Origin of the sequence: Solibacillus sp. R5-41, assembly GCF_002736105.1 — a bacterium.
Lineage (GTDB): Bacteria > Bacillota > Bacilli > Bacillales_A > Planococcaceae > Solibacillus.
Genome location: NZ_CP024123.1, coordinates 3185580 through 3206360, shown reverse-complemented (window position 1 = coordinate 3206360; position 20781 = coordinate 3185580). Strand labels below are relative to the sequence as shown.

Here is a 20781-nt window from a genome sequence, read left to right as displayed (position 1 = left end):
TTCAATATAATTAACTATAAATTCTAGTGAAATTGATTATTTTCTACTTTATGCGGGTATTTACTTTATTCGCTGCGAGCACTTTTATGCCTAATAATTATAAAAAATTAAATATTTAATTTTTTATAATAATCCACTTGATTTTATATTTATGCATATGTATAATAAAGACAACATTAAGGTTACAGAGGTGTAGGAGCATGAAATTATTAGAAGAGATACAGTTAAAGCCTGTCGAAAGCTTAAAAGGTAAAGATTTGCTAACACTGCTTGATTATACAAGTGAAGAGGTTCAAGATTTAATTAAATTAGCAACACAGCTAAAAACGATTACAAAAGCGGGTAAGTGTCCACGTTTACTAGAAGGTAAAACGCTAGGGATGATTTTTGAAAAAAGCTCGACTCGTACACGTGTATCATTTGAAGTAGGCATGCAGCAGCTAGGTGGCTACGGAATGTATATGAATGCACGGGATATGCAAATTGGTCGTGGGGAGCCTGTTTCGGATACAGGACAAGTTTTGTCAGGATATTTGGACGGCATTATGATTCGTGCAAATTCACATGCTATGGTTGAAGAACTTGCTGAGGCTGCTTCGATTCCGGTAATCAATGGTTTAACAGACATTGATCATCCTTGCCAAGCATTAGCTGATCTTGAAACAATTGCTGAAAACAAAGGTGAATTAAAAGGCTTGAAAATTGCCTATGTTGGAGATGGGAATAACGTTGCCCATGCATTAGTCGTTGCAGCTGCCCATGTAGGCATGCACATAACTGTTGCAACACCGGCTGGCTATGAATGTGATGAAACGATTATCGAAAAAGCACAAGAAATTGCAGCGGAAAATGGTAGTATCGTTTTTGTTACAAATGACCCTGTTTTAGCTGTACAAGATGCGGATGCCATCTATTCAGATGTTTGGACGTCGATGGGGCAAGAAGAAGAAACGGCACAGCGCTTAAAGGACTTTACAGGTTATCAAATTAATGATGCACTTGTTGCACATGCTAAGCCAGATTATATGTTCCTACACTGTTTACCTGCACATCGCGAGGAAGAAATAGCTACCTCTGTCATTGATGGACCAAATTCGTTCATTTTTGAACAAGCTGAAAATCGTCTGCATGCACAAAAAGCGGTGTTAGTTTCAGTATTATCATAATGAAAAAGCTTCACGATTGCGGGTTGTAATGGTGATGCTATATATAAAAACATATCTACTTGCAAGCAGGAAGGGCGAACAAGTAGATAGTAGCACTGTTTGATGCTGGAATGGGAGACGCTGTGACACATCAAATAACTACACGTGATGAAAGTACTCAAGATGGAATACCTCATCACTACATAGTAAAAGTAATCCGGGAGACGCTGGATTGCTTTTTTTTCTGTTATAAAGGATATGAACCAAAAAGGAAGTATATTTGGTCATCGCTGAACAAGATGCACTTATATTAGGCTTTGCGGTCATTAAATTTAAAGGTATTTTGCTACCTAAATTAAGCGACCTTTATGTAAAAGAGGAGTGTCGTGGTAATTGTATAGGTTCAGCTTATGATAAAACTTACTTTACTGCATATTATCTAAAAATCGTTGTATTTCTTTTGGTGATTTTAATAGAATAACGTTCTTACTATTAGAGAATTGTCTAAGTTTATTTAGAATTTCTGGCCTTTTAGTTTTTGGATAATCCCATATCCATTTTAAAAAATTTAAGTCAATTCTTTCTTCGCAGCCTTCCCCCATATCTGGTCTTGTTTTATTGCGATATTGCAACATTCTTTTGAAAGCACGATACACACAGATCGTTCTATGAATATCCAGAAAAATAATAGTGTCAGCTGCATTAATTCGTATATCCATCGTTCCGCCATAGTTTCCATCAATAATCCATTCTTCTTTTTTTACAATATCTTGCTGAATTTTTCTTTGATCGTCTTTGGTAACGTCAACCCAATTAGGTTTCCAAAATAACGAATCTAGATGATAAACATCTATTTTTAAACTTTCCCCCAATTTCCTTGCTAATGTGGATTTCCCTGCTCCCCCAGAACCAATGAGTATGATTTTTTTCATATTGTACCCCTTTATAAATCTTTTTAGATTAGGAATATTTTAACATAAAATACCTTCATCTAACATTAAGTACGCTATTTTATTAAATTTGGATCTAGATGTCAGCAGCTGGAATACTTTTTTGCTATTAATAAAAAAAGATGAACAAAAGAAACGAGGATGCACTTATTGAATATTAAAAGAAAAAAAAAAAAGATTAAGCGGATTTATGGAATGAACTTATGTAGCGCTCTATTAAAGGTTATCGATTAGTTAAATAAAGGGATATTTGTTTTTATATAGAATTGTATATACGTACATATTTATAGGAAGAACTTTCATGGATAACTCATTTTCAGTGTTTTTAGATACTTTTTTAGATATTTGAAGATAATGTTAGTACAAATAGCGGCGCAGTTTAATCGAAGTAGGGAGTGGACACTGATGATAAACTTTTTAATGATAATATGACATCATTCATGACTTTATATATTGGTAAAATATTGAAATATTAAAGGGGAGAGGTGTAGAATATGCAATTACTTATTGAAAATATGAATGGAGAAATAGCCAAAGAGGTACTAAGCTGGGAATATGATAAACCATATGATTTCTACAATAATGAATTAACGGATGAAGCGATGAAGGAACTACTTGATGGTTCATATAATGCACTTGTTAATAATAATCAAGAATTAATTGGATTTTTTTGCACTGGTAACAATGCGCAAGTTCCTGTTGGGAAAAAGCTTGGTGTTTATTCAGCTAAATCAATTGATATGGGACTAGGCATGAACCCTAAATATGTAGGCAAAGGGAGCGGTTTTGAATTTTGCTCTTTTATTATGCGTTATATCGAAAAGAACTATCAAAGTACGCCAATTAGACTGACTGTAGCAAAGTTCAATCAAAGAGCGATCCATCTATATGAAAAGCTTGGTTTTGTTAAGAAAGATGAATTTAGCACCGATTTTGCAGAATTTATGACTATGGTCAAAGAGTTTGAATAGTATTGGAAAGTAATATGAAATGAGTGGAGGAATATCAATGAAAACTAATGTAATTCAAAAAATTGGACAAATCGGAGTGCCAATAAAAAATATAGAAAATGCCATTGAATTTTATAAAGATGCATTGGGGTTACCGCTTCTTTTTAGCACTGACAGTATGGCATTTTTTGAATGTAATGGGCAACGCCTTCTACTTTCCCTTCCAGAAAAAAAGGAATTTGCCACTTCAAGTTCGGTTATTTATTTTCAAGTAGAAGATATAAAAATCGCCTACGAAGAATTGATTGAAAAGGGAGTTCCCTTTATCGATCAACCACACGTCGTTGCAAAAATGGAGAATACAGAAACGTGGATGACTTTCTTTAATGATACTGAAGGTAATACACATGCTTTAATCTGTGAAGTACAAATTTAGTTCGAAAAATCTCCTTTACTAATCTAAAGAAGACTTGGGTGCAATGTGGAATTAAACCCTTTTCTTACAATTAACTCAGCAGTGGTTTGAGGAAAAAGGAATAGTTTTATTATATAAAGGTGGATACTTTAAGGGAAGCAAAAATTTGAAGGTACGGATTAGTGATTATTTTTATTATGTGAGAAAGGTTGTGAAGTATTTTGGGTGGTTATAAAGCAATGCTATTTGATTTAGATGATACTTTGCTTGATAGGGATAATGCCGTGGAGAAAATGTTTTTTGTTATATTAAATAAATTTTATGAGGATGTTAAACACTCTGAAATAAACAGAATGCTTGAAAAGTTCAAGGAATATGACAATAGAAGCTATGGAGATAATGATAAAATAAAAGTTCTTGAGTCATTTTTTAATGAATTCCCACCCCAATGTAGATTACCACGCCACGGCATTCAAGATTTTTGGAATAATCATTTTCCGAATTGTTTTTCGATAAACCAAGAAACTATAAATATCATCAAAGCGATACAAATGCATGTTAAAGTTGCGATTATTACAAACGGCTCAACTCAGAGACAAAAAGCTAAAATAATTAACACTAAATTAAATAGATGTTTTGAAATAATCATTATTTCTGAAGAAGTGGGATTTAGTAAACCTGACAAGCGCATATTTGAATGGGCATTAAATAAGCTTAATGTGCAACCGGAAGCCACATTATTCGTTGGAGATGATTTAGAAAAGGATATTGGTGGCTGCCAAAATGCAAATATAAAGGGCATATGGTTCAATCCTCATATGATCAAGAATGATACGGAAATAAAACCGTATGACGAGATCAATTCTTTTGATGGATTATTAAGTTATCTTACATAGTAAGAAGAAACAGGTATATGTATTATTGGGAAAGTAAGGTTTATTTGGGTAATAATCTATATTCATGTAACTTTGGGCATTTTAAAAATGAAATAAATATTAAAAAATGTGAAACGTTAGAAGAAGTTAGAAGAAGTAAACCGAGAAATTAAGAGTTACAAAACTTATTACAATCATTATCGAGACCTTTGGAATTTAAAAAAGCTGCCACCTGCAAAATACAGACAGCAGCTTCAACAAGTTGCCTAGGATTTTTCAAAATGTCCTTTACAAAGAGTACACTTAATAGTTGGTAGGGACTTTCCTATGCATTTAATGTATAAATCTAAATCCTAAAAGATTATTTGTATTTTTTGGCTAGAGATTCGCTGCCAATCGCTCCAATGATAGACATAAAAAACGGTCCAATTTGAAATAACAGAGACCCCTGTAAGAACGCGATATTTAAATCAAAAAACTTATTACCTATAACAACGAATATCTTAGCTAGTATGATAAAAAAACCAATTGTTAGAAGAATATCAAAAAATAATTTCCATCTTGGATAGGCTAATTGTTGGCTATCTTTTATGATTTTCTCTTTTAAAGAATTATCCTGCTTTACTAATTCGTCCAGAGTAATTTCAAATAGGTCACTTATCTTTATTAGTAATTCAATACTAGGGTAACTTTCTCCACGTTCCCATTTGGAAATAGATTGTCTACTAATATTAAGTTTTTCTCCAAGCTGTTGTTGTGACAAATTATGCTTCTGACGTTCTTCTTTTATTTTTGAAGAAAAATACATATGATCAACTCCTATCCATAGTATATTTATTTTTACTGAAAAACTAAAGAACCGCATAGTTGCAAGTGTGTAAACTGTTGGTTTCCCCTTGAAAACAACGTTTGTTTATAGTCCTTTGTTCAACTGTTGATCAATAAAACAAATATGTATCGCTCTATTATTAATCTTTTGATACTTTACAAAGTATTAAATTAATAAGGAACACCATCTAAAAAAGTACCGTTGCGATAGCTAGCATAGGCTTCCTTAATTTCCTCGTCCGTATTCATGACGAATGGACCGCGCGCGACAATTGGTTCTTTAATAGGTAATCCCGCGAAGAGAACGAATTTTGCATGTGTTGAATTGCTGTATGGAATCGAATCTATTTCGCTGGAACTTTCAAAACGAACGACTTGGTGCGCATGTATTGTTTGATCTTGAATTGCGATACTACCTTCAAGAACTTAAAGATAGCTATTGTAATAAGCAGGAATAAAGCTCAGATGCCCTGCTCTCCACCGTAACGCCCCAAACAACAAGAAAAGTACGCAAAAGAAGTGGAGAACTCTTTACAGGGTTTACTATTTAAAGGCTGAGTGGAAATATTTTGACCTCGCATTCAATAGAAAAACACCATAACGTTAATTTGAGATGGGGCAATCTCAAATTTCAACATTGTGGTGTTTTAAGAGCGTTCTTACAGTTGTCATTAAACTGAAAAGATATATTTACTTGTGATTCTCCCTGTTTGTATCGCGCTCGTTAAGATGCGAATTGGGCAGCTAACTTTTGGGAAAATTCATTTCTTTCATTTTCATTTGCTGCACTCCACCATTTCTCTAAAAAGACACCGAGACCTGGTAGCAGATGCTCCTCTCCACGTGAAATCGCATCGTTTACAATGTCGCTAAACTCCTGTGGCTGTTGATTTGTAACGTTTGCCGTAATGGCTTGTCGAATTTGAAAATCCATATGAAACCTCCTTTTTACTTACTATGAACAAAAATTCAACAATTATACATCGAATCCATTAGGGGAAAAAAGTGTTTTATGCTAAAATGGATAATCGAGTAAATGTAAAGGACGGATAGAATGAAACGAATTGAATCAACTCAAAATGCGCTCGTAAAGCATTGGAAAAAGCTACTAACACAACGTAAAGAACGTGAAAAATCAGGCGAGTATATCGTAGAAGGTTTTCATTTAGTAGAAGAAGCATTAAAACATAAAGATCAAATTACGCAAATTATCGTTCGTGACGGCGTAGATTTACCGTTACTATGGGAAATTGATGATGTTGTGCTTGTAGAAGTAAATGATGCCGTAGCAAAGGAAATTGCCGAAACTGAAAATTCACAAGGTGTGTTTGCTCATTGTACGCAACGTGAAGTGTCAGAAGACGAAAAGTACGATTGGCGCAAAGTACTGCTAGTCGATGCGGTACAAGATCCAGGGAATATTGGTACAATGATTCGAACGGCTGATGCAGCAGGAATTGACGCGGTCGTATTAGGAAAAGGCTGTGTGGATGCTTTCAATCCAAAAACACTGCGCTCTGCACAAGGTTCACATTTCCACATCCCTGTTGTACGTGGCGATTTAATGGAATGGATTGAAAACCTTCAGCAAGATGGTGTTCGCGTATATGGTACATCGCTTGAAGAAGCTGTTTCGTATAAGGACGTTGAGCCAAGTGAAGCCTTTGCATTACTTTTAGGTAATGAAGGCAGTGGGATAAGCCCGCAATTGCTTGCCAAAACAGATCAAAATGTTATTATCCCCATTTTAGGCGGCGCAGAGTCATTAAATGTAGCAGTAGCAGCGGGAATATTATTGTATGCTTTTGTGAAATAATAAATAAAAAAGTAATACGGCTTAGTTGGCTGTATTACTTTTTTTTTTTTAAAATAACTAAATCATAACCACAAGTTGGAGCTGTTCTCGCAAAACAAAATGTGTTCGCGGCAAAGTTGAAACTAGCCCTAGGATAGAGTTGAGGAAGATATATCCTTGGTGTATTTGTAAAATAAATGTAGCTAATACATATTGTGAATGAGTCAGAATCATCAGAAGAAATTAACTTTTACAAGTTCATAGAAATGTCATTATTGATATGGTGTGCGTTTTTCGCTCGATATTGCGTATTTTTAATCAAATTCGGTCGATTATCCCGGATTACAAAATTTAACCAACTCTAAAAAAATAGTGAAATCGGCTTTTTTCCAATTAGATGTTTTGACACTTATTTGATCTTTCACTAGAATCGATAACAGTTAGACATGTCACTCAAGTGTAATGCATGACAGGATAATAATTCTTTCGTAGAGATTTCAGAAAACGTTTCTTACGATTCATACAAATACGTACGGATGAAAATTTTGTATTGTGGGAACATATAACGTAGTTTTCACTATTAGCATGGTGCAAAAAGGTACAAAGAATTTTTATTCATGCATCACTTACATTTATTTTAGTATAAGCATTCATTGTAAGCGCTTAAGACAATTCTAACTAGCTCTATCTATATTGGAAAGGAGTCCAACTATGAAAGTAAATATGAAGGGAACATTACTCTCTATCATGGGACTAGGTGCAGTATTATTAGCAGGCTGTAATGATAAATTAGCAGTCCTTGATCCTAAAGGTCCTCAAGCACAAAGACAAGCCGATGATACGATGTTATTAATTTACATTATGTCTGGCGTTGTTATTACCGTTTTTGCAATGTTGGTATATATGTTAATTAAATACCGTGCGTCAAAACAAAGTCCAGATTATGAACCACCACATATCGAGGGTAACTGGCTTGTAGAAACAATTATGATTGGTATTCCTGTAATTATCGTTATTTTCTTATCAGTTGTATCTGTTAAGAGTAACTATATCGTTGAGAACGTACCACAAGGATATGAAGATCAGGAACCACTTGTAATTTATGCTTCATCATCAGACTGGAAATGGCACTTCAGTTATCCAGAACAAGATGTTGAGACGGTAAACTATTTATACATTCCTGCAAATCGTCCAATTGAATTTAGATTATATTCTTACGGTCCGATTACAAGTTTCTGGATTCCACAACTAGGTGGTCAGAAATATGCCATGTCAGACATGGTTACAACATTAAATTTAGCAGCAGATGCTCCAGGCGAATTCTGGGGACGTAATGCAAACTTCAGTGGTCGTGGGACAGCAGAAAATACATTTATTACAACTGCCATGACACAAACTGAGTTTGATGAGTGGGTAGATGAAGTACATGCTACTGCTGAACCAATTACAGAAGACAAGTTTGAAGAGTTGTTAGAGCCAGGTCACCTTGGTCGCTCAACTTATACTGGTACACACTTAGAGTTCTCACCAGCTCCGCATCATAATCACGGTTCATCAGATGAAAATCAATCTGGCGAAGAGCATGAAGAGCACGAAGAGCATGAAGAACATTCGAATAAGTAATTTTTTCTAACATAGAAATTTTGAAAGGAGTACTACAATGAAAGAATTTTTTGCTCAGTTTGCCATTCCACATCCAAGCTTATTGATTTATATTGCGATGGCTTCGATGGTTATTGGCGCAATCGCTTTAGTAGCTATTGTCACATACTTTAAATTGTGGGGCTACTTATGGCGCGAATGGATTACAACTGTTGACCATAAAAAAATCGGTATCATGTATTTACTCACTGCATTATTAATGCTATTCCGCGGTGGTGTAGACGCAATTATGTTGCGTATGCAACTTGCTGTTCCAGATAATGCATTTTTAGATGCACAACACTATAATGAGGTATTTACAACACACGGGGTAGTCATGATTTTATTCATGGCCATGCCATTTATCATTTTCTTCTTTAACTATTTAGTACCATTACAAATCGGGGCTCGTGACGTAGCGTTCCCACGATTAAATGCTGTTTCATTCTGGTTATTCTTCATGGGGATGGGATTATTCAACCTCTCATTCGTAATTGGTGGATCTCCAGACGCTGGTTGGACTTCTTACTTCCCACTAGCAGGTAATGAATTCAGTACTTCTGTTGGTACAAACTACTATATGATTTCGCTCCAAATTGCGGGTCTTGGTACGTTGATTACAGGTGTTAACTTCATTACGACAATTATGAAAATGCGTGCACCAGGCATGACATTATTCAAAATGCCAATGTTCACTTGGTCGGCACTGATTGCCAACTTAATTATCGTATTCGCATTCCCTGTATTAACAGTGGCACTTGCAATGGGTACGTTAGATCGTTTATTCGGTACACAATTCTTTACTACTGCTAATGGTGGTATGGACATGTTATGGGCCAACCTATTCTGGGTTTGGGGTCACCCTGAAGTATACATCTTGATTTTACCGGCATTCGGTTTATTCTCGGAAATTATTACAACATTTGCTCGTCGTAATCTATATGGCTACAATTCAATGGTATGGTCTATGCTTATGATTTCAGTGTTCTCATTTGCAGTTTGGACGCACCATTTCTTCACAATGGGTCAAGGTGCATTAACAAACTCAATCTTCTCGATTACAACAATGGCGATTGCCATCCCGACAGGTGTAAAAATCTTTAACTGGATACTCACGCTGTACAAAGGGAAAATTGTTATAACGACACCAATGTTATACGCGTTGCACTTCTTGCCGTTATTTACATTAGGTGGGGTAACGGGTGTTATGCTTGCGATGTCAGCAGCTGACTACCAATACCACAACACAATGTTCTTAGTAGCTCACTTCCATAACGTAATCATCCCTGGTGTTGTTTACGCGATGTTAGCTGGTTTAACATTCTACTGGCCAAAAATGTTCGGCTTCATGCTGAATGAAAAAATTGGTAAAGCAACAGTTTGGGTAATGTCTATTGGATTCGTATTAGCGTTTATGCCAATGTATATTACTGGTTTAGATGGTCAAGCGCGTCGTATGTACACTTACTCTGAATCAACAGGCTTTAGCTTCTTAAACATGGTATCGTTCATCGGTGCTGGTCTAATGACAGTTTCGTTTATCATGCTTGTATGGAACATTTGGTATAGCTTTAAAAACTCTCCTCGTGATATTTCAAGTGATCCTTGGGATGCGCGCGGTCTTGAGTGGGCAACGCATACACCAGTTCCGGTTTATAACTTTGCAATTACACCAAACCTTGAAAAAGGATCTTCAGAAGCATTCTGGGATTCTAAGAAAAACGGGGTTCAATTATTTAAAGGCAAAATAGAAGATATCCATATGCCAAATAACTCGGGTCAACCGTTTATTATGTCAATATTCTTCTTTATTGCAGGCTTCGGTATGGTATTCAGCATGTGGCCAATGGCAATCTTCGGACTAATCGGCGTATTAGCGACAATGGCTGCACGTTCATTAGAAGATGATCACGGTTACCATATTCATGCTCATGAAGTAGAAGAAACAGAAAAAAGTTATGAAAAAGGAGGTGCGAAATAATGGGGAAAGTTAATAATAATGTTCCTTTAGAGTATTCTACTGAGGAAAACAATTTGAAAATCTTTGGTTTCTGGGTATTCCTAGGTGCGGAAATTATGTTATTCGGTACATTATTCGCATCATACTTCACACTTGTGGACCGTACAGGTACTGGTCCAACAGGTGCTGAGATTTTCGAAATCACACCTGTTTTACTTGAAACATTTATTCTTTTAGTATCAAGTTTTACAATCGGGTTAGCCATTCATGCAATGCGCCTTGGTAGTAAAAAAGCAACGATTTCATTTATGGTAATTACATTACTATTAGGTGCAGCATTCATAAGCGTAGAGGTTTATGAATTTATACACTATGTACACATCGGGGCTGGCATAACAGTAAGTGCATTTACATCTATTTTATTAACAACTTTAGGGACACACGGTCTTCACGTTACATTTGGTTTATTATGGGGTACATTCTTAATTATCCAAATCGCAAAACGTGGCTTAACACCAGTTACAGCAGGGAAAACATTTGTATTCTCACTTTACTGGCACTTCCTAGACGTTGTTTGGATCTTCATCTTTAGTTTCGTGTACTTGAAAGGAATGATGTAATATGGCGAAGTTCTTTCCTTTAGGTCAAGTAATGGGCTTCATCTTTTCACTTGTATTAACAGGAATTGCGATGTTAGTGTATTTCACAGATATGTCATTCACGACAGGTATGATTGTTCTTTTAGTAACAGCGTTCATACAAGCTGGATTACAGTTCCTGGTATTCATGCATGCTGGTGAAACAGAAGATAAATGGTCAATTTACTCAAACATTTTTTACGGTATAGGTTTAGTAGTTCTGACAATTTTAGGTACACTTTTAATCCTACTTTGGGATATGTAAGTTCTAATTTAGTTGAAAATAAATTCAAAATACATTAGACTAAATGGAGAATAACTACTAAATGCATTGACCGGGAAGAGTAATTATGTGAAATTTGTTTTAGGAAATGTGAGCCGAGACTGCAAGCTTGCATACAAATTGCATAATGAAGTTCACCCCGCGAGCAGCTTCCGGGAGCCAAAATTGGTGAAAGGATTGCCGGCGTAATGAGTCGTTAGCTCAAATGAAGTGATTGCATTTTTGCAATAACTAGGGTGGTACCGCGAAACTCGTCCTCGTCCCTTTTTTAGGGGGCGAGGTTTTTTTGTGGATCGAAATAGCATCCCAAAAAAATTTAAGCAGCTCACGTCCATATAGCACGTGTGCTGTTTTTCTAATTTTCATTTAAGGAGGAAATCAAAAAATGGAACAACAATTAAAGCAATTAGAACATGAAGTTTTAACGAAAATTGCAGAAGCTGCAGATTTAAAAGCGTTAAATGAAGTTCGTGTCGCTTATTTAGGTAAAAAGGGTCCAATTACAGATTTATTAAAAGGAATGGGCAAGCTTTCGGCCGAAGAACGTCCGAAAATGGGTGCGCTTGTAAATACAGTACGTGAAAATGTAACTGCTCAATTAGAGCAAAAGATTGCTGCTCTTGAAGAAGCGGCAATTCTAGCACAACTGGAAAATGAGTCAATTGATGTCACATTACCAGGTGCCCAAGTGCGCATCGGAAATCGTCATCCATTAACACGTGTAGTGGAAGAAATTGAAGATCTATTCGTTGGTATGGGCTATGAAATCGCGGAAGGTCCAGAAGTCGAAAAAGACTACTATAACTTCGAAGCGTTAAACTTACCAAAAGGCCACCCAGCACGTGATATGCAAGATTCTTTCTATATATCTGAAGAGCTATTATTACGTACGCATACATCACCTGTACAAGCACGTACAATGGAAGCGAAAAAAGGAGAAACAATCCGTATTATTTGTCCAGGTAAAGTATTCCGTCGTGATACAGATGACGCGACGCATTCACACCAATTCATGCAAATTGAAGGGCTAGTAATTGGGGAAAACATCCGCATGTCTGATTTAAAAGGGACGTTGGATGTATTAGCAAAAAAAATGTTCGGTGCAGAGCGTGAAATTCGCTTACGTCCATCTTTCTTCCCGTTCACAGAACCATCAGTAGAAGTGGATGTGTCTTGCCATAAATGTGGTGGTGAAGGCTGTAATGTTTGTAAAAAGACTGGCTGGATTGAAATTTTAGGTGCTGGTATGGTTCATCCAAACGTACTTGAAATGGCTGGCTATGACTCGAAAAAGGTTTCAGGCTTCGCATTCGGTATCGGTGCAGAGCGTATTGCAATGTTAAAATATGGGGTGGATGATATTCGTCATTTCTATACAAATGACACGCGTTTCTTAGCACAATTCCACCAGGCAGAAGTGTGAGGAGGAAGAAATAGATGTTAGTATCATTAAAATGGTTAAGCCAATATGTTGATTTTGAATCATTAACAGCCAATGAATTAGCTGAAAAAATTACACGCGCAGGTATTGAAGTAGATGCTGTGATCGACCGTTCACAAGGGATGACAAATGTTGTCGTAGGTCATGTTGTATCAAAAGAAAAACATCCTGAAGCAGATAAATTAAATGTGTGCCAAGTAGATGTTGGGGAAGAAGAGCTTCAACAAATCGTATGTGGTGCACCAAATGTTGATGCAGGGCAAAAAGTAATCGTTGCACGTCCAGGGGCAAAATTGCCAGGTGGCATTAAAATAAAAAAAGCAAAATTACGTGGTCAAGAATCAAACGGTATGATTTGCTCGCTACAAGAGCTAGGCATAGAAGGGCGTCTTGTACCTAAAGCGTATGCAGAAGGTATTTACGTATTACCAGCTGACAGCGTGCCAGGAGCTGATGTTTTAGCGTTATTAGGCTTAGACGATACGGTATTAGAGCTTGGTTTAACACCAAACCGTTCAGATGCGATGAGTATGCTAGGTGTTGCATATGATGTGGCGGCGATTTTAGGTCAAGACGTGAAATTACCAGTAATTACGTATGCAAAAGCTACTGAAAAAGCAACGGATTTATTAAAGCTTCGTGTTGAAAATATCGAAGCAAACCCAATGTATGCAGCGAAAGTTGTGAAAAACATTGAAGTAAAAGATTCGCCATTATGGCTACAACATTACTTAATGGCAGCGGGTGTTCGTCCACTGAATAACGTAGTCGATATTACAAACTATGTGTTAATGGAATATGGTCAACCGTTACACGCATTTGACTATGATCAATTAGAAACGGGTGAAATTGTAACGCGTCTTGCTAAAGATGGTGAAACGATGACTACGTTAGATGACCAAGAACGTAAATTTGCGAGTCACAATCTTGTTATTACGAATGGTCTAGAAGCAGAAGCTATTGCTGGTGTAATGGGCGGAGCAAAATCAGAAGTATCAAATGCGACGAAAACAGTCGTAATTGAATCGGCTTATTTCAATCCTGCATCAGTTCGTCGTACATCAAAAGAAATTGGCTTACGTTCGGATTCGTCTGCACGCTTTGAAAAAGGTGTCGATCCAAATCGTGTATTAGTAGCAGCTGAACGGGCAGCACAATTACTAGCTGAGCTTGCAAACGGGGAAGTATTAGAAGGTACTGTTTTAGTCGATGAGCTAGACAAAACGCCAGTACGAATTGTTGTATCACCAGATTTCATCAATGGCCGTCTAGGGATGAAAATTTCTTTAGAAGATATGTTAGAAATTTTAGAGCGTTTAAAATTCGATGTAGAAGCAGCAAATGGTGTATTAGTAATTGATGCACCAACGCGTCGTGGAGATATTAAAATTCCAGAAGATATCGTTGAAGAAATTGCACGTATGTATGGCTATGATGAAATTCCAATGAGCTTACCAGCAGGGGATCAAGTCGGAAAGTTAACAGCTTACCAAGCAGGTCGCCGTATCGTTCGTAATGTGATGGAAGGTGCGGGTCTTTACCAAGCGGTTACGTATTCACTTACTTCTTCAGCGTCTGCACAAAAATTCGCATTAAAAGAAGAGTCTACAACAAAATTATTAATGCCAATGTCTGAAGATCGTTCAACTTTGCGACAAAGCTTAATCCCACATTTAGTGGAAGCGGCAAGCTATAATGTAGCGCGTCAAGCGGAAACAGTAGCCTTTTATGAAATTGGTTCTGTCTTCTTTGGCCAAACAGCAGATGGAACACCAGTAGAAGAAGAGCATTTAGCACTTGTTTTAACAGGTAAATGGATTGATAATAGCTGGCAAGGTGAAAAGAAAAATGTCGATTTCTTCGTTGCAAAAGGAATGATTGAAGCTGTATTTGCAAAACTAGGCTTAACGAATAAAGTAACGTATGCTAAAGCAGTAGTAGATGGCTTACATCCTGGACGTACAGCTGAAATTTTATTAGATGGCGAAAAAATTGGGGTTCTTGCACAGTTACATCCACAGGAGCAAAAAGCAATGGATGTGAAGGAAACATATGTAGCAGAACTAAATTTACATGCGATTTTAAAAGCAGCAAAAGAAGATTTAATTTATTCAGTTGTTCCTCGATTCCCAGTCATGACACGCGATATTGCGCTTGAACTTGATCGTACAGTGCCAGCTGGTGAAATGGTGGAAGTCATTAAAAACGCCGGTACAAAATTATTAAAAGATGTGAAAGTATTCGATGTTTATGAAGGGGAAAAAATGACAGAAGGTAAAAAGTCAGTTGCATTCTCATTAAAATATTTTGACCCAGAGCGTACATTAACAGACGATGAAGTAGTAGCAGCCCACAATAAAGTACTAAAAGCATTAGCCGAGGCCGGTGCAGAAGTACGCTAAGTAATTGAACGAAGCCCCGATGATTTTTTACTCAATCATCGGGTTTTTTTTGTGCCTTTTTTTTCACCTTTTGTATTTTCGACTTTATAGTTTTGCGAATATTCCTTCTCTGTGTTGGGCATTCTTATACATATCGAGGCAAAGGATAGAGGGGGATTTTGATGTTCAAACGAAAGGGAGTAAAAGGGAATGGTTTGAATACGTATGAAAACCTTCAACAAGAAGAGAAATCTCTTTTTCCAAAATTAGCCGACAACATATTCTTTGTTCAAAACTCACTAGTTCATACAGAAGATTTGATTATTCATCATTTATCCGAAACAGATACTCTCTTTTTTATTGAATCTTTAGTTGATTCAAAAGAGATTTCTGATAAAGTTTTAACACGCATTATGGCTAGTGACAATGAAATCATATGTGATATAAAAATTACCAACCTATATGAAATTACAAATTTTCTTATAGAAGGATACGCTATTTTTATTTCAGAAGGTAGGACCTACGCAGCTGCGTTCAATTCCGCAGCACAAGAAAAAAGAGCAATTCAAGAACCTTTAAGTGAAAAAATATTAAAAGGTTCACATGAAGGATTTATTGAGAATTTAGAAACAAATATTTTATTAGTTAGAAAGTACATTAAAAATCCTAAGCTAATGGTAAGGTATATGACGTTAGGAGAAAGATCCCGCACAAAAGTTGCCGTCATTTATATAGAAGATTTGGCCAACGATGATATCATAAATGAATTATTTCGCCGATTATCTTACGCGAAAGTTGATTATATACAGTCACCTGGTCACATACAGGAATTTATTGAAGATGAAACGTATTCTCCTTTTCCACAAATGTTAAATACGGAACGACCTGATCGTGTTGTAGCTAATTTGATGGAAGGTAGGTTTGCAATCATAGCTGACGGCAGTCCAACGGCTATGATTGCACCGATAAATTTCTTTGCTTTTATTCAGACACCTGATGATTACAATAATCGTTGGCTAATTGGTTCATTTTTAACGCTATTCCGAGTGATGAGTTTAATGATTGCGATTGGTTTACCCTCTTTATACATTGCGGTCGTTTCTTTTCATTACGAGATAATTCCATTTGAACTCGTCCTTGCTTTAAAGGGAACGTTAGAATTTGTCCCTGTCCCGCCCATTGTCGAAGCTGTGTCCATGCTTATAATTTTAGAACTTTTAAGTGAGGCAGCTACGCGTTTGCCAAGTCCAATTGCCCAGACGATCGGTGTCGTAGGTGGTTTAGTTATCGGAACAGCAGTAGTAGAAGCGAATTTAGTATCGAATTCTATGGTTGTCGTCGTTGCGTTAACAGCAGTAGCCTCTTATGCACTTCCTATTACAGAGATGGGGACAACCATTCGCTTGCTTAGTTTCCCTCTCATGGTGGCCTCCTCTTTATTTGGTCTTGTTGGGATTGTGTTTGGATTAATGGTTATTTTACTTCACCTATGTAAGCTGGAATCCTTTGGTACACCTTATTTTACGCCATTAGCACCTTTTAGGTTATCAGAAAACAAAGATACAATAATTAGGCTTCCACTTGGGCAATTTATCAAAAGGCCATCTGGTCCACGTCCGAAAGATAGTGTTAGAACAGGTCACCCTAGGGGATGGAAAAGAGATGAATGAAAAAAGCATTTCTCAAAAGCAATTATATTTTATGGTTTTACAGTCCCAAATAGGGATAGGGCTTCTAGCACTTCCCTCCAATGTTTTTGGTCATTCCAAAAATGATGGATGGATTTCTGTCCTGTTGGCAGGGATTAGTATACAAATATTAATTTTGCTACTGTGGACTTTACTAAATGGATTTAAAGGCAAGAGCATTTTTGAAATCTCGGTCATTGTATTTGGCAAATATGTAGGGAAATTTATTAACATTTTATACACCGTTTACTTTCTGATTGTAATGGCTTTATTAGCGTTTCTGTTTGCGAATCTTTTAAAAGAATGGATATTAGGGTATACACCGTTTTCAATTCTACTCTTGATTATACTGGCAACAACAATCTATATAGGAAAGAGCAATTTGCGGGTGTTGGCTCGATTTTATATGTTAACCGCAGGAGTAATCATCATTTCCATCGTACTTCCTTGGTTCGCCTTCACATTCAATTTCGAATGGGCCTATTTATTTCCGATAGGACAATCGGGAGTAGGGAATATTACGATGGGAGCCCATGATGCCATTGTAGCCATGTTAGGATTTGAGATAATTGCGGTCGTTTTACCTTTCGTGGAGGGGACGTATAAACAATCATTAAAGAACGTCTCATTGGCAAATATGACGGTGACCTTGATGTATGTTTATTTTACGATTGCTTGCTATTTAATATTTAGTCCAGCGGAAATTAAGATTATTTCAGAACCTGTTTTATATTTATTAAAAGCGGTGAGTTTCCCATGGGTTGAGCGACTCGATCTAATTTTCCTATCGATTTGGATTATTCCAATGACAACCTCCCTTGTAACATATTTTTATTTATCGAGTAAAGGTGCAGCATATACCCTGCATAAAGGGCAAAGAAAGTACACCATTTGGTACTTACCTCTCTTTGTGTTTATTTTAGGTTTATTTTTTTCTTCCGAGTTCGAACTGAAACAATTTAGTAAATATGTTGCTATTAGCGGTTATATCTTTAGTGTATTTATTCCACTCCTTACTTTACTTGTGTCAATAGTAAGAAAGAAATACAACTATAGGAGTTCATCTGTATGAAAAAAGGAATGCTCATCTTGATTGTTTTGAATTTATGGTTATTAACGGGGTGTTGGGATGTACGGCTATTGAAAGATAATAGCTTAGTAGTAGGGATAGGTCTCGATGTAGAAGATGATGATAAAATAATGCAAACGGCCGTCATCAGACAAATCAAACAAGACAGTGGCGGAACTGGAAAGCCTGCTACATCAAACGTCATTTATAGTGCTGCTGGAAATACATTGCGAGAGACTCGGTCCTACATTCAAAAGCAGCTTGGAGGAAAATATGCATCGAATAAAATGCAAGTTCTTATGCTTGGCGAGGAATTAGCGGGAGAAGATATTCTTCCAATTATAGATATTTTTTATAGGGATCCAAGGAATTCTTTAGGGGCAAAACTGGTTGTTGCTGAAGGTACTGCTAAGGATCTACTTAATATGAAAATGTCAGAGGATGTTTTTATTAGTGAAAAAATATATAAGACTTTAATAGAAACGGAAGAACAAACATTGATTCCTGGCGTAACGATTCAATCGGTTTGTCCAGATTTATTTGATCCAGGGAAAGATTTTGCGCTGCCTTATATAAAAGCAAAGGATTCAGATAATTTTGATGTAGCTGGAATGGCTCTTTTTCATGATAAAAGCTTTACAGGTACAGTATTGGAGGGAGAAGATGCGACAGTCTTGTTGTATTTGAATGGAGAACATGGGGAAAGTTCAACGTTAAGCTTCAATGTCAATCCAGAAGAAGAACAATTTCAGAATCAATTCCTCACGACAAATGCATTTTTAAAGGATCAAAAGTTAAAGGTAAAAGTCGATAAAAGTCATAATGTTTCTGTTGAAATTAATGTGAAATTAAATGTTACAGTAGTAGAATATCCGAAAGATCATTTATTTGAACATGAAAAAGTACTTAAATTGAACAAGGAAATTTCTAAGCAATTAACCGAAAAAGCAGAAAAAGTAGTTGAACAATTACAAAAAGCCAATTGTGATTATTTTGGAATTGGTAGGGAACTAATGGCTTATCATCCTGAAACTTGGAAGGAAATCGATTGGCCAGACGCGTTTCCTACGATTGACATCAAACCTAAAATAGAAGTAGAAATAACAGGTACGGGAATTCTTAAATAAGGTGTTTTTTATCGACTCTATTAAAAAAGTGATGCGAGAAGACAGGAGTTAATCACTCTCTTCTTCTTGCATCACAGTAGAAAAACGGACAATCTATTGGTTGGACTATTGATTATTTTAAATAATAAAAACCACTTCCCTGATTAGTATGCTGTCCTCAAATATTTCTACAAATTTTGGGTCATACTAAAATTATCACTCCATTCATAAGGAGTTTTAATTCCAAACGTGTAAAAGTGGGTTTATCACTACAATTAAGAGTGAGTAAAAATGATGATGAAGGGAAGTTATTTAAATGTTGAAACAATTAATATTTACGCTTGTTGCTACATTTTTACTAGTTGTACCAAAGACTTATGCACACACGTACTTAGATTTAACAAATCCAACAGATGGTGCGACAGTCACAGAGGAATTACAAACGATTGAATTAAACTATTCAAGTAAAATTGAAGATGGCAGCACCTTTAAAGTACTTGCAAGCGATGGTACAGAAATGGCAATGGAATCGTTTGCAATAAATGATGATGTACTAACCGGTACTATAGCTTCTCCTCTTCCAAATGACAACTATACAGTTAAATGGGATGTTATTAGCCAAGACGGGCACCCATTATCAGGTTCATTTACTTTTACAATGAATGCTCTTGTTGCTTCCGAGTCTGATAACGAAAAGATTTCTGGAGCTGATACTAATGAGAAAATAGCATCAGATGTAACAAAAATTGTAGATACATTAAAAACTGAAACCGATTCTGAAGATGGAAATTCAATATGGGCTTTAATATCTGTCATTGTAATTATTTTAGTTGTTATAACTGTTATAACTATTTATACCTATAAGAGAACTTATGTAAAGCGCAAAAAAAATAAATAACCATTTATTGATATAGGTCAATTTATTCCTCATAAATAGTAATCTGTAAAAAAATTTAGAAATAGGTCGGTTTATGGTCATAAGTTTCGTATTCCTATGCTATGGGATGGGTCGTCACGATGTTGCTCTCGGATGAGTTACTTTACAATTTGGCGTGCCGAGCGTTCAATCCTTCACAGTAGATTTTTTAAATATGCCTATAATCGTTGCAGCTAATCCGCTCACGACATGAATAATTCCGAATGTATAAAAGTTAAGAAAAACATGATTCGTATATTCATTTAGCGTTGGGAAGCCGTATATTTGTGAACCTTTTGTATGTGTATTACCACCAAGTGATGCATACACATCATTTTTAAACTCGATTGCATAAAAAATAAGTACAATAAGTAGCGCAACGCCAAAAATTAAATAAATTAAGCGCATCAACTGATCACGTGCTTGGCTCGACGTTACTAGAAAGAAACGATATGTAATAAACAAGCTTAACAGAATAAACGGTGCAGCAAGTGCTAAACCAAGTGCGCCAAGATTTCCAGCTTGTGCAACATCATCTGGTTTCATTGTGAAAAATTGTTGAATAAGCATTACACCAAATAAACTAATGCCCATACTAATGAGCCAACTAAGTCGTAACATGAAAATCCTCCATTTCTAGTTAACACTATACAGGCTAGTTAATCCTATTTCAACTTGCTTCAGCACAATTCCGCTATTT

The 20781-nt window shown here is 36.2% G+C and carries 20 protein-coding genes, 1 pseudogene and 1 other annotated feature; of the genes and pseudogenes, 16 read left to right on the top strand and 5 right to left on the bottom strand.

Annotated elements, in window-relative coordinates; genetic code table 11:
- The first annotated feature begins 200 nt into the window (after window positions 1-200).
- Entirely contained in the window at window positions 201-1166 is a 966-nt protein-coding gene (gene argF / locus CSE16_RS15835; protein ID WP_099424804.1) for an ornithine carbamoyltransferase, read from the top strand.
- Between the two features lie 404 nt (window positions 1167-1570).
- Here the strand turns inward: argF and CSE16_RS15825 are convergent, their stop codons facing one another.
- The gene (locus CSE16_RS15825; protein WP_099424803.1) at window positions 1571-2077 is read right to left on the bottom strand and encodes a DNA topology modulation protein; all 507 of its coding nucleotides are present in this window, start codon (window positions 2075-2077) and stop codon (window positions 1571-1573) included.
- A 512-nt stretch (window positions 2078-2589) separates the two neighbouring features.
- Between CSE16_RS15825 and CSE16_RS15820 the strand changes: the two genes are divergently transcribed.
- The 4 genes from CSE16_RS15820 to CSE16_RS21965 all read left to right on the top strand — a co-directional run bounded on the left by CSE16_RS15820 (window position 2590) and on the right by CSE16_RS21965 (window position 4605).
- Window positions 2590-3066, top strand: a complete 477-nt coding sequence (locus tag CSE16_RS15820; protein WP_099424802.1) for a GNAT family N-acetyltransferase — start codon at window positions 2590-2592, stop codon at window positions 3064-3066.
- Window positions 3067-3103: 37 nt separating this feature from the next.
- On the top strand, window positions 3104-3481 hold the full coding sequence (locus CSE16_RS15815; RefSeq protein WP_099424801.1) for a VOC family protein: 378 nt from the start codon (window positions 3104-3106) through the stop codon (window positions 3479-3481).
- Window positions 3482-3699: 218 nt separating this feature from the next.
- Window positions 3700-4356 (top strand): HAD family hydrolase, encoded by a 657-nt coding sequence (locus CSE16_RS15810; protein ID WP_099424800.1) that lies wholly within the window; start codon window positions 3700-3702, stop codon window positions 4354-4356.
- 147 nt (window positions 4357-4503) lie between these two features.
- Window positions 4504-4605 (top strand): hypothetical protein, encoded by a 102-nt coding sequence (locus tag CSE16_RS21965; protein ID WP_253896279.1) that lies wholly within the window; start codon window positions 4504-4506, stop codon window positions 4603-4605.
- A 91-nt stretch (window positions 4606-4696) separates the two neighbouring features.
- Here the strand turns inward: CSE16_RS21965 and CSE16_RS15800 are convergent, their stop codons facing one another.
- The 3 genes and pseudogenes from CSE16_RS15800 to sspI all read right to left on the bottom strand — a co-directional run bounded on the left by CSE16_RS15800 (window position 4697) and on the right by sspI (window position 6097).
- The gene (locus tag CSE16_RS15800) at window positions 4697-5143 is read right to left on the bottom strand and encodes a helix-turn-helix domain-containing protein (protein WP_099424799.1); all 447 of its coding nucleotides are present in this window, start codon (window positions 5141-5143) and stop codon (window positions 4697-4699) included.
- A gap of 191 nt (window positions 5144-5334) precedes the next feature.
- Window positions 5335-5577 (bottom strand): annotated as a pseudogene (locus CSE16_RS15795) (pirin-like C-terminal cupin domain-containing protein); the annotation flags it as partial.
- Window positions 5578-5887: 310 nt separating this feature from the next.
- On the bottom strand, window positions 5888-6097 hold the full coding sequence (sspI, locus tag CSE16_RS15790; RefSeq protein WP_057989759.1) for a small acid-soluble spore protein SspI: 210 nt from the start codon (window positions 6095-6097) through the stop codon (window positions 5888-5890).
- Between the two features lie 120 nt (window positions 6098-6217).
- Here sspI and CSE16_RS15785 point away from each other — a divergent pair, with 120 nt between their 5' ends.
- From CSE16_RS15785 to CSE16_RS15735, 11 genes are all read left to right on the top strand, one after another.
- Window positions 6218-6979: a TrmH family RNA methyltransferase gene (locus CSE16_RS15785; RefSeq protein WP_099424798.1), complete on the top strand. Its 762-nt coding sequence runs from the start codon at window positions 6218-6220 to the stop codon at window positions 6977-6979.
- Between the two features lie 690 nt (window positions 6980-7669).
- Complete coding sequence (gene qoxA / locus CSE16_RS15780; RefSeq protein ID WP_099424797.1) at window positions 7670-8581, top strand: cytochrome aa3 quinol oxidase subunit II; 912 nt, start codon at window positions 7670-7672, stop codon at window positions 8579-8581.
- 37 nt (window positions 8582-8618) lie between these two features.
- The gene (qoxB, locus tag CSE16_RS15775) at window positions 8619-10580 is read left to right on the top strand and encodes a cytochrome aa3 quinol oxidase subunit I (RefSeq protein WP_099424796.1); all 1962 of its coding nucleotides are present in this window, start codon (window positions 8619-8621) and stop codon (window positions 10578-10580) included.
- Window positions 10580-11179, top strand: coding sequence for a cytochrome aa3 quinol oxidase subunit III (gene qoxC / locus CSE16_RS15770; protein WP_099424795.1), 600 nt, complete (start codon window positions 10580-10582; stop codon window positions 11177-11179). Before qoxB ends, qoxC begins: the two co-directional genes overlap by 1 nt.
- Before the next feature lies 1 nt (window position 11180).
- Window positions 11181-11462, top strand: coding sequence for a cytochrome aa3 quinol oxidase subunit IV (qoxD, locus tag CSE16_RS15765; RefSeq protein WP_099424794.1), 282 nt, complete (start codon window positions 11181-11183; stop codon window positions 11460-11462).
- A gap of 57 nt (window positions 11463-11519) precedes the next feature.
- Window positions 11520-11748, top strand: a binding site (T-box leader).
- 117 nt (window positions 11749-11865) lie between these two features.
- Complete coding sequence (pheS, locus tag CSE16_RS15760) at window positions 11866-12903, top strand: phenylalanine--tRNA ligase subunit alpha (RefSeq protein WP_099424793.1); 1038 nt, start codon at window positions 11866-11868, stop codon at window positions 12901-12903.
- Between the two features lie 14 nt (window positions 12904-12917).
- Complete coding sequence (gene pheT / locus CSE16_RS15755) at window positions 12918-15323, top strand: phenylalanine--tRNA ligase subunit beta (protein WP_099424792.1); 2406 nt, start codon at window positions 12918-12920, stop codon at window positions 15321-15323.
- Window positions 15324-15484: 161 nt separating this feature from the next.
- Window positions 15485-16972, top strand: coding sequence for a spore germination protein (locus tag CSE16_RS15750; RefSeq protein ID WP_099424791.1), 1488 nt, complete (start codon window positions 15485-15487; stop codon window positions 16970-16972).
- Complete coding sequence (locus CSE16_RS15745) at window positions 16965-18062, top strand: GerAB/ArcD/ProY family transporter (protein ID WP_099424790.1); 1098 nt, start codon at window positions 16965-16967, stop codon at window positions 18060-18062. The genes CSE16_RS15750 and CSE16_RS15745 overlap by 8 nt, the downstream gene beginning before the upstream one ends.
- Window positions 18059-19186, top strand: coding sequence for a Ger(x)C family spore germination protein (locus CSE16_RS15740; protein ID WP_099424789.1), 1128 nt, complete (start codon window positions 18059-18061; stop codon window positions 19184-19186). Before CSE16_RS15745 ends, CSE16_RS15740 begins: the two co-directional genes overlap by 4 nt.
- Window positions 19187-19481: 295 nt before the next feature.
- Window positions 19482-20063: a copper resistance CopC family protein gene (locus CSE16_RS15735; RefSeq protein WP_099424788.1), complete on the top strand. Its 582-nt coding sequence runs from the start codon at window positions 19482-19484 to the stop codon at window positions 20061-20063.
- 165 nt (window positions 20064-20228) lie between these two features.
- On the opposite strand, the gene CSE16_RS15730 is transcribed toward CSE16_RS15735, so the two are convergent.
- Complete coding sequence (locus CSE16_RS15730) at window positions 20229-20702, bottom strand: nucleoside-diphosphate sugar epimerase (RefSeq protein WP_099424787.1); 474 nt, start codon at window positions 20700-20702, stop codon at window positions 20229-20231.
- Between the last annotated feature and the right edge of the window lie 79 nt (window positions 20703-20781).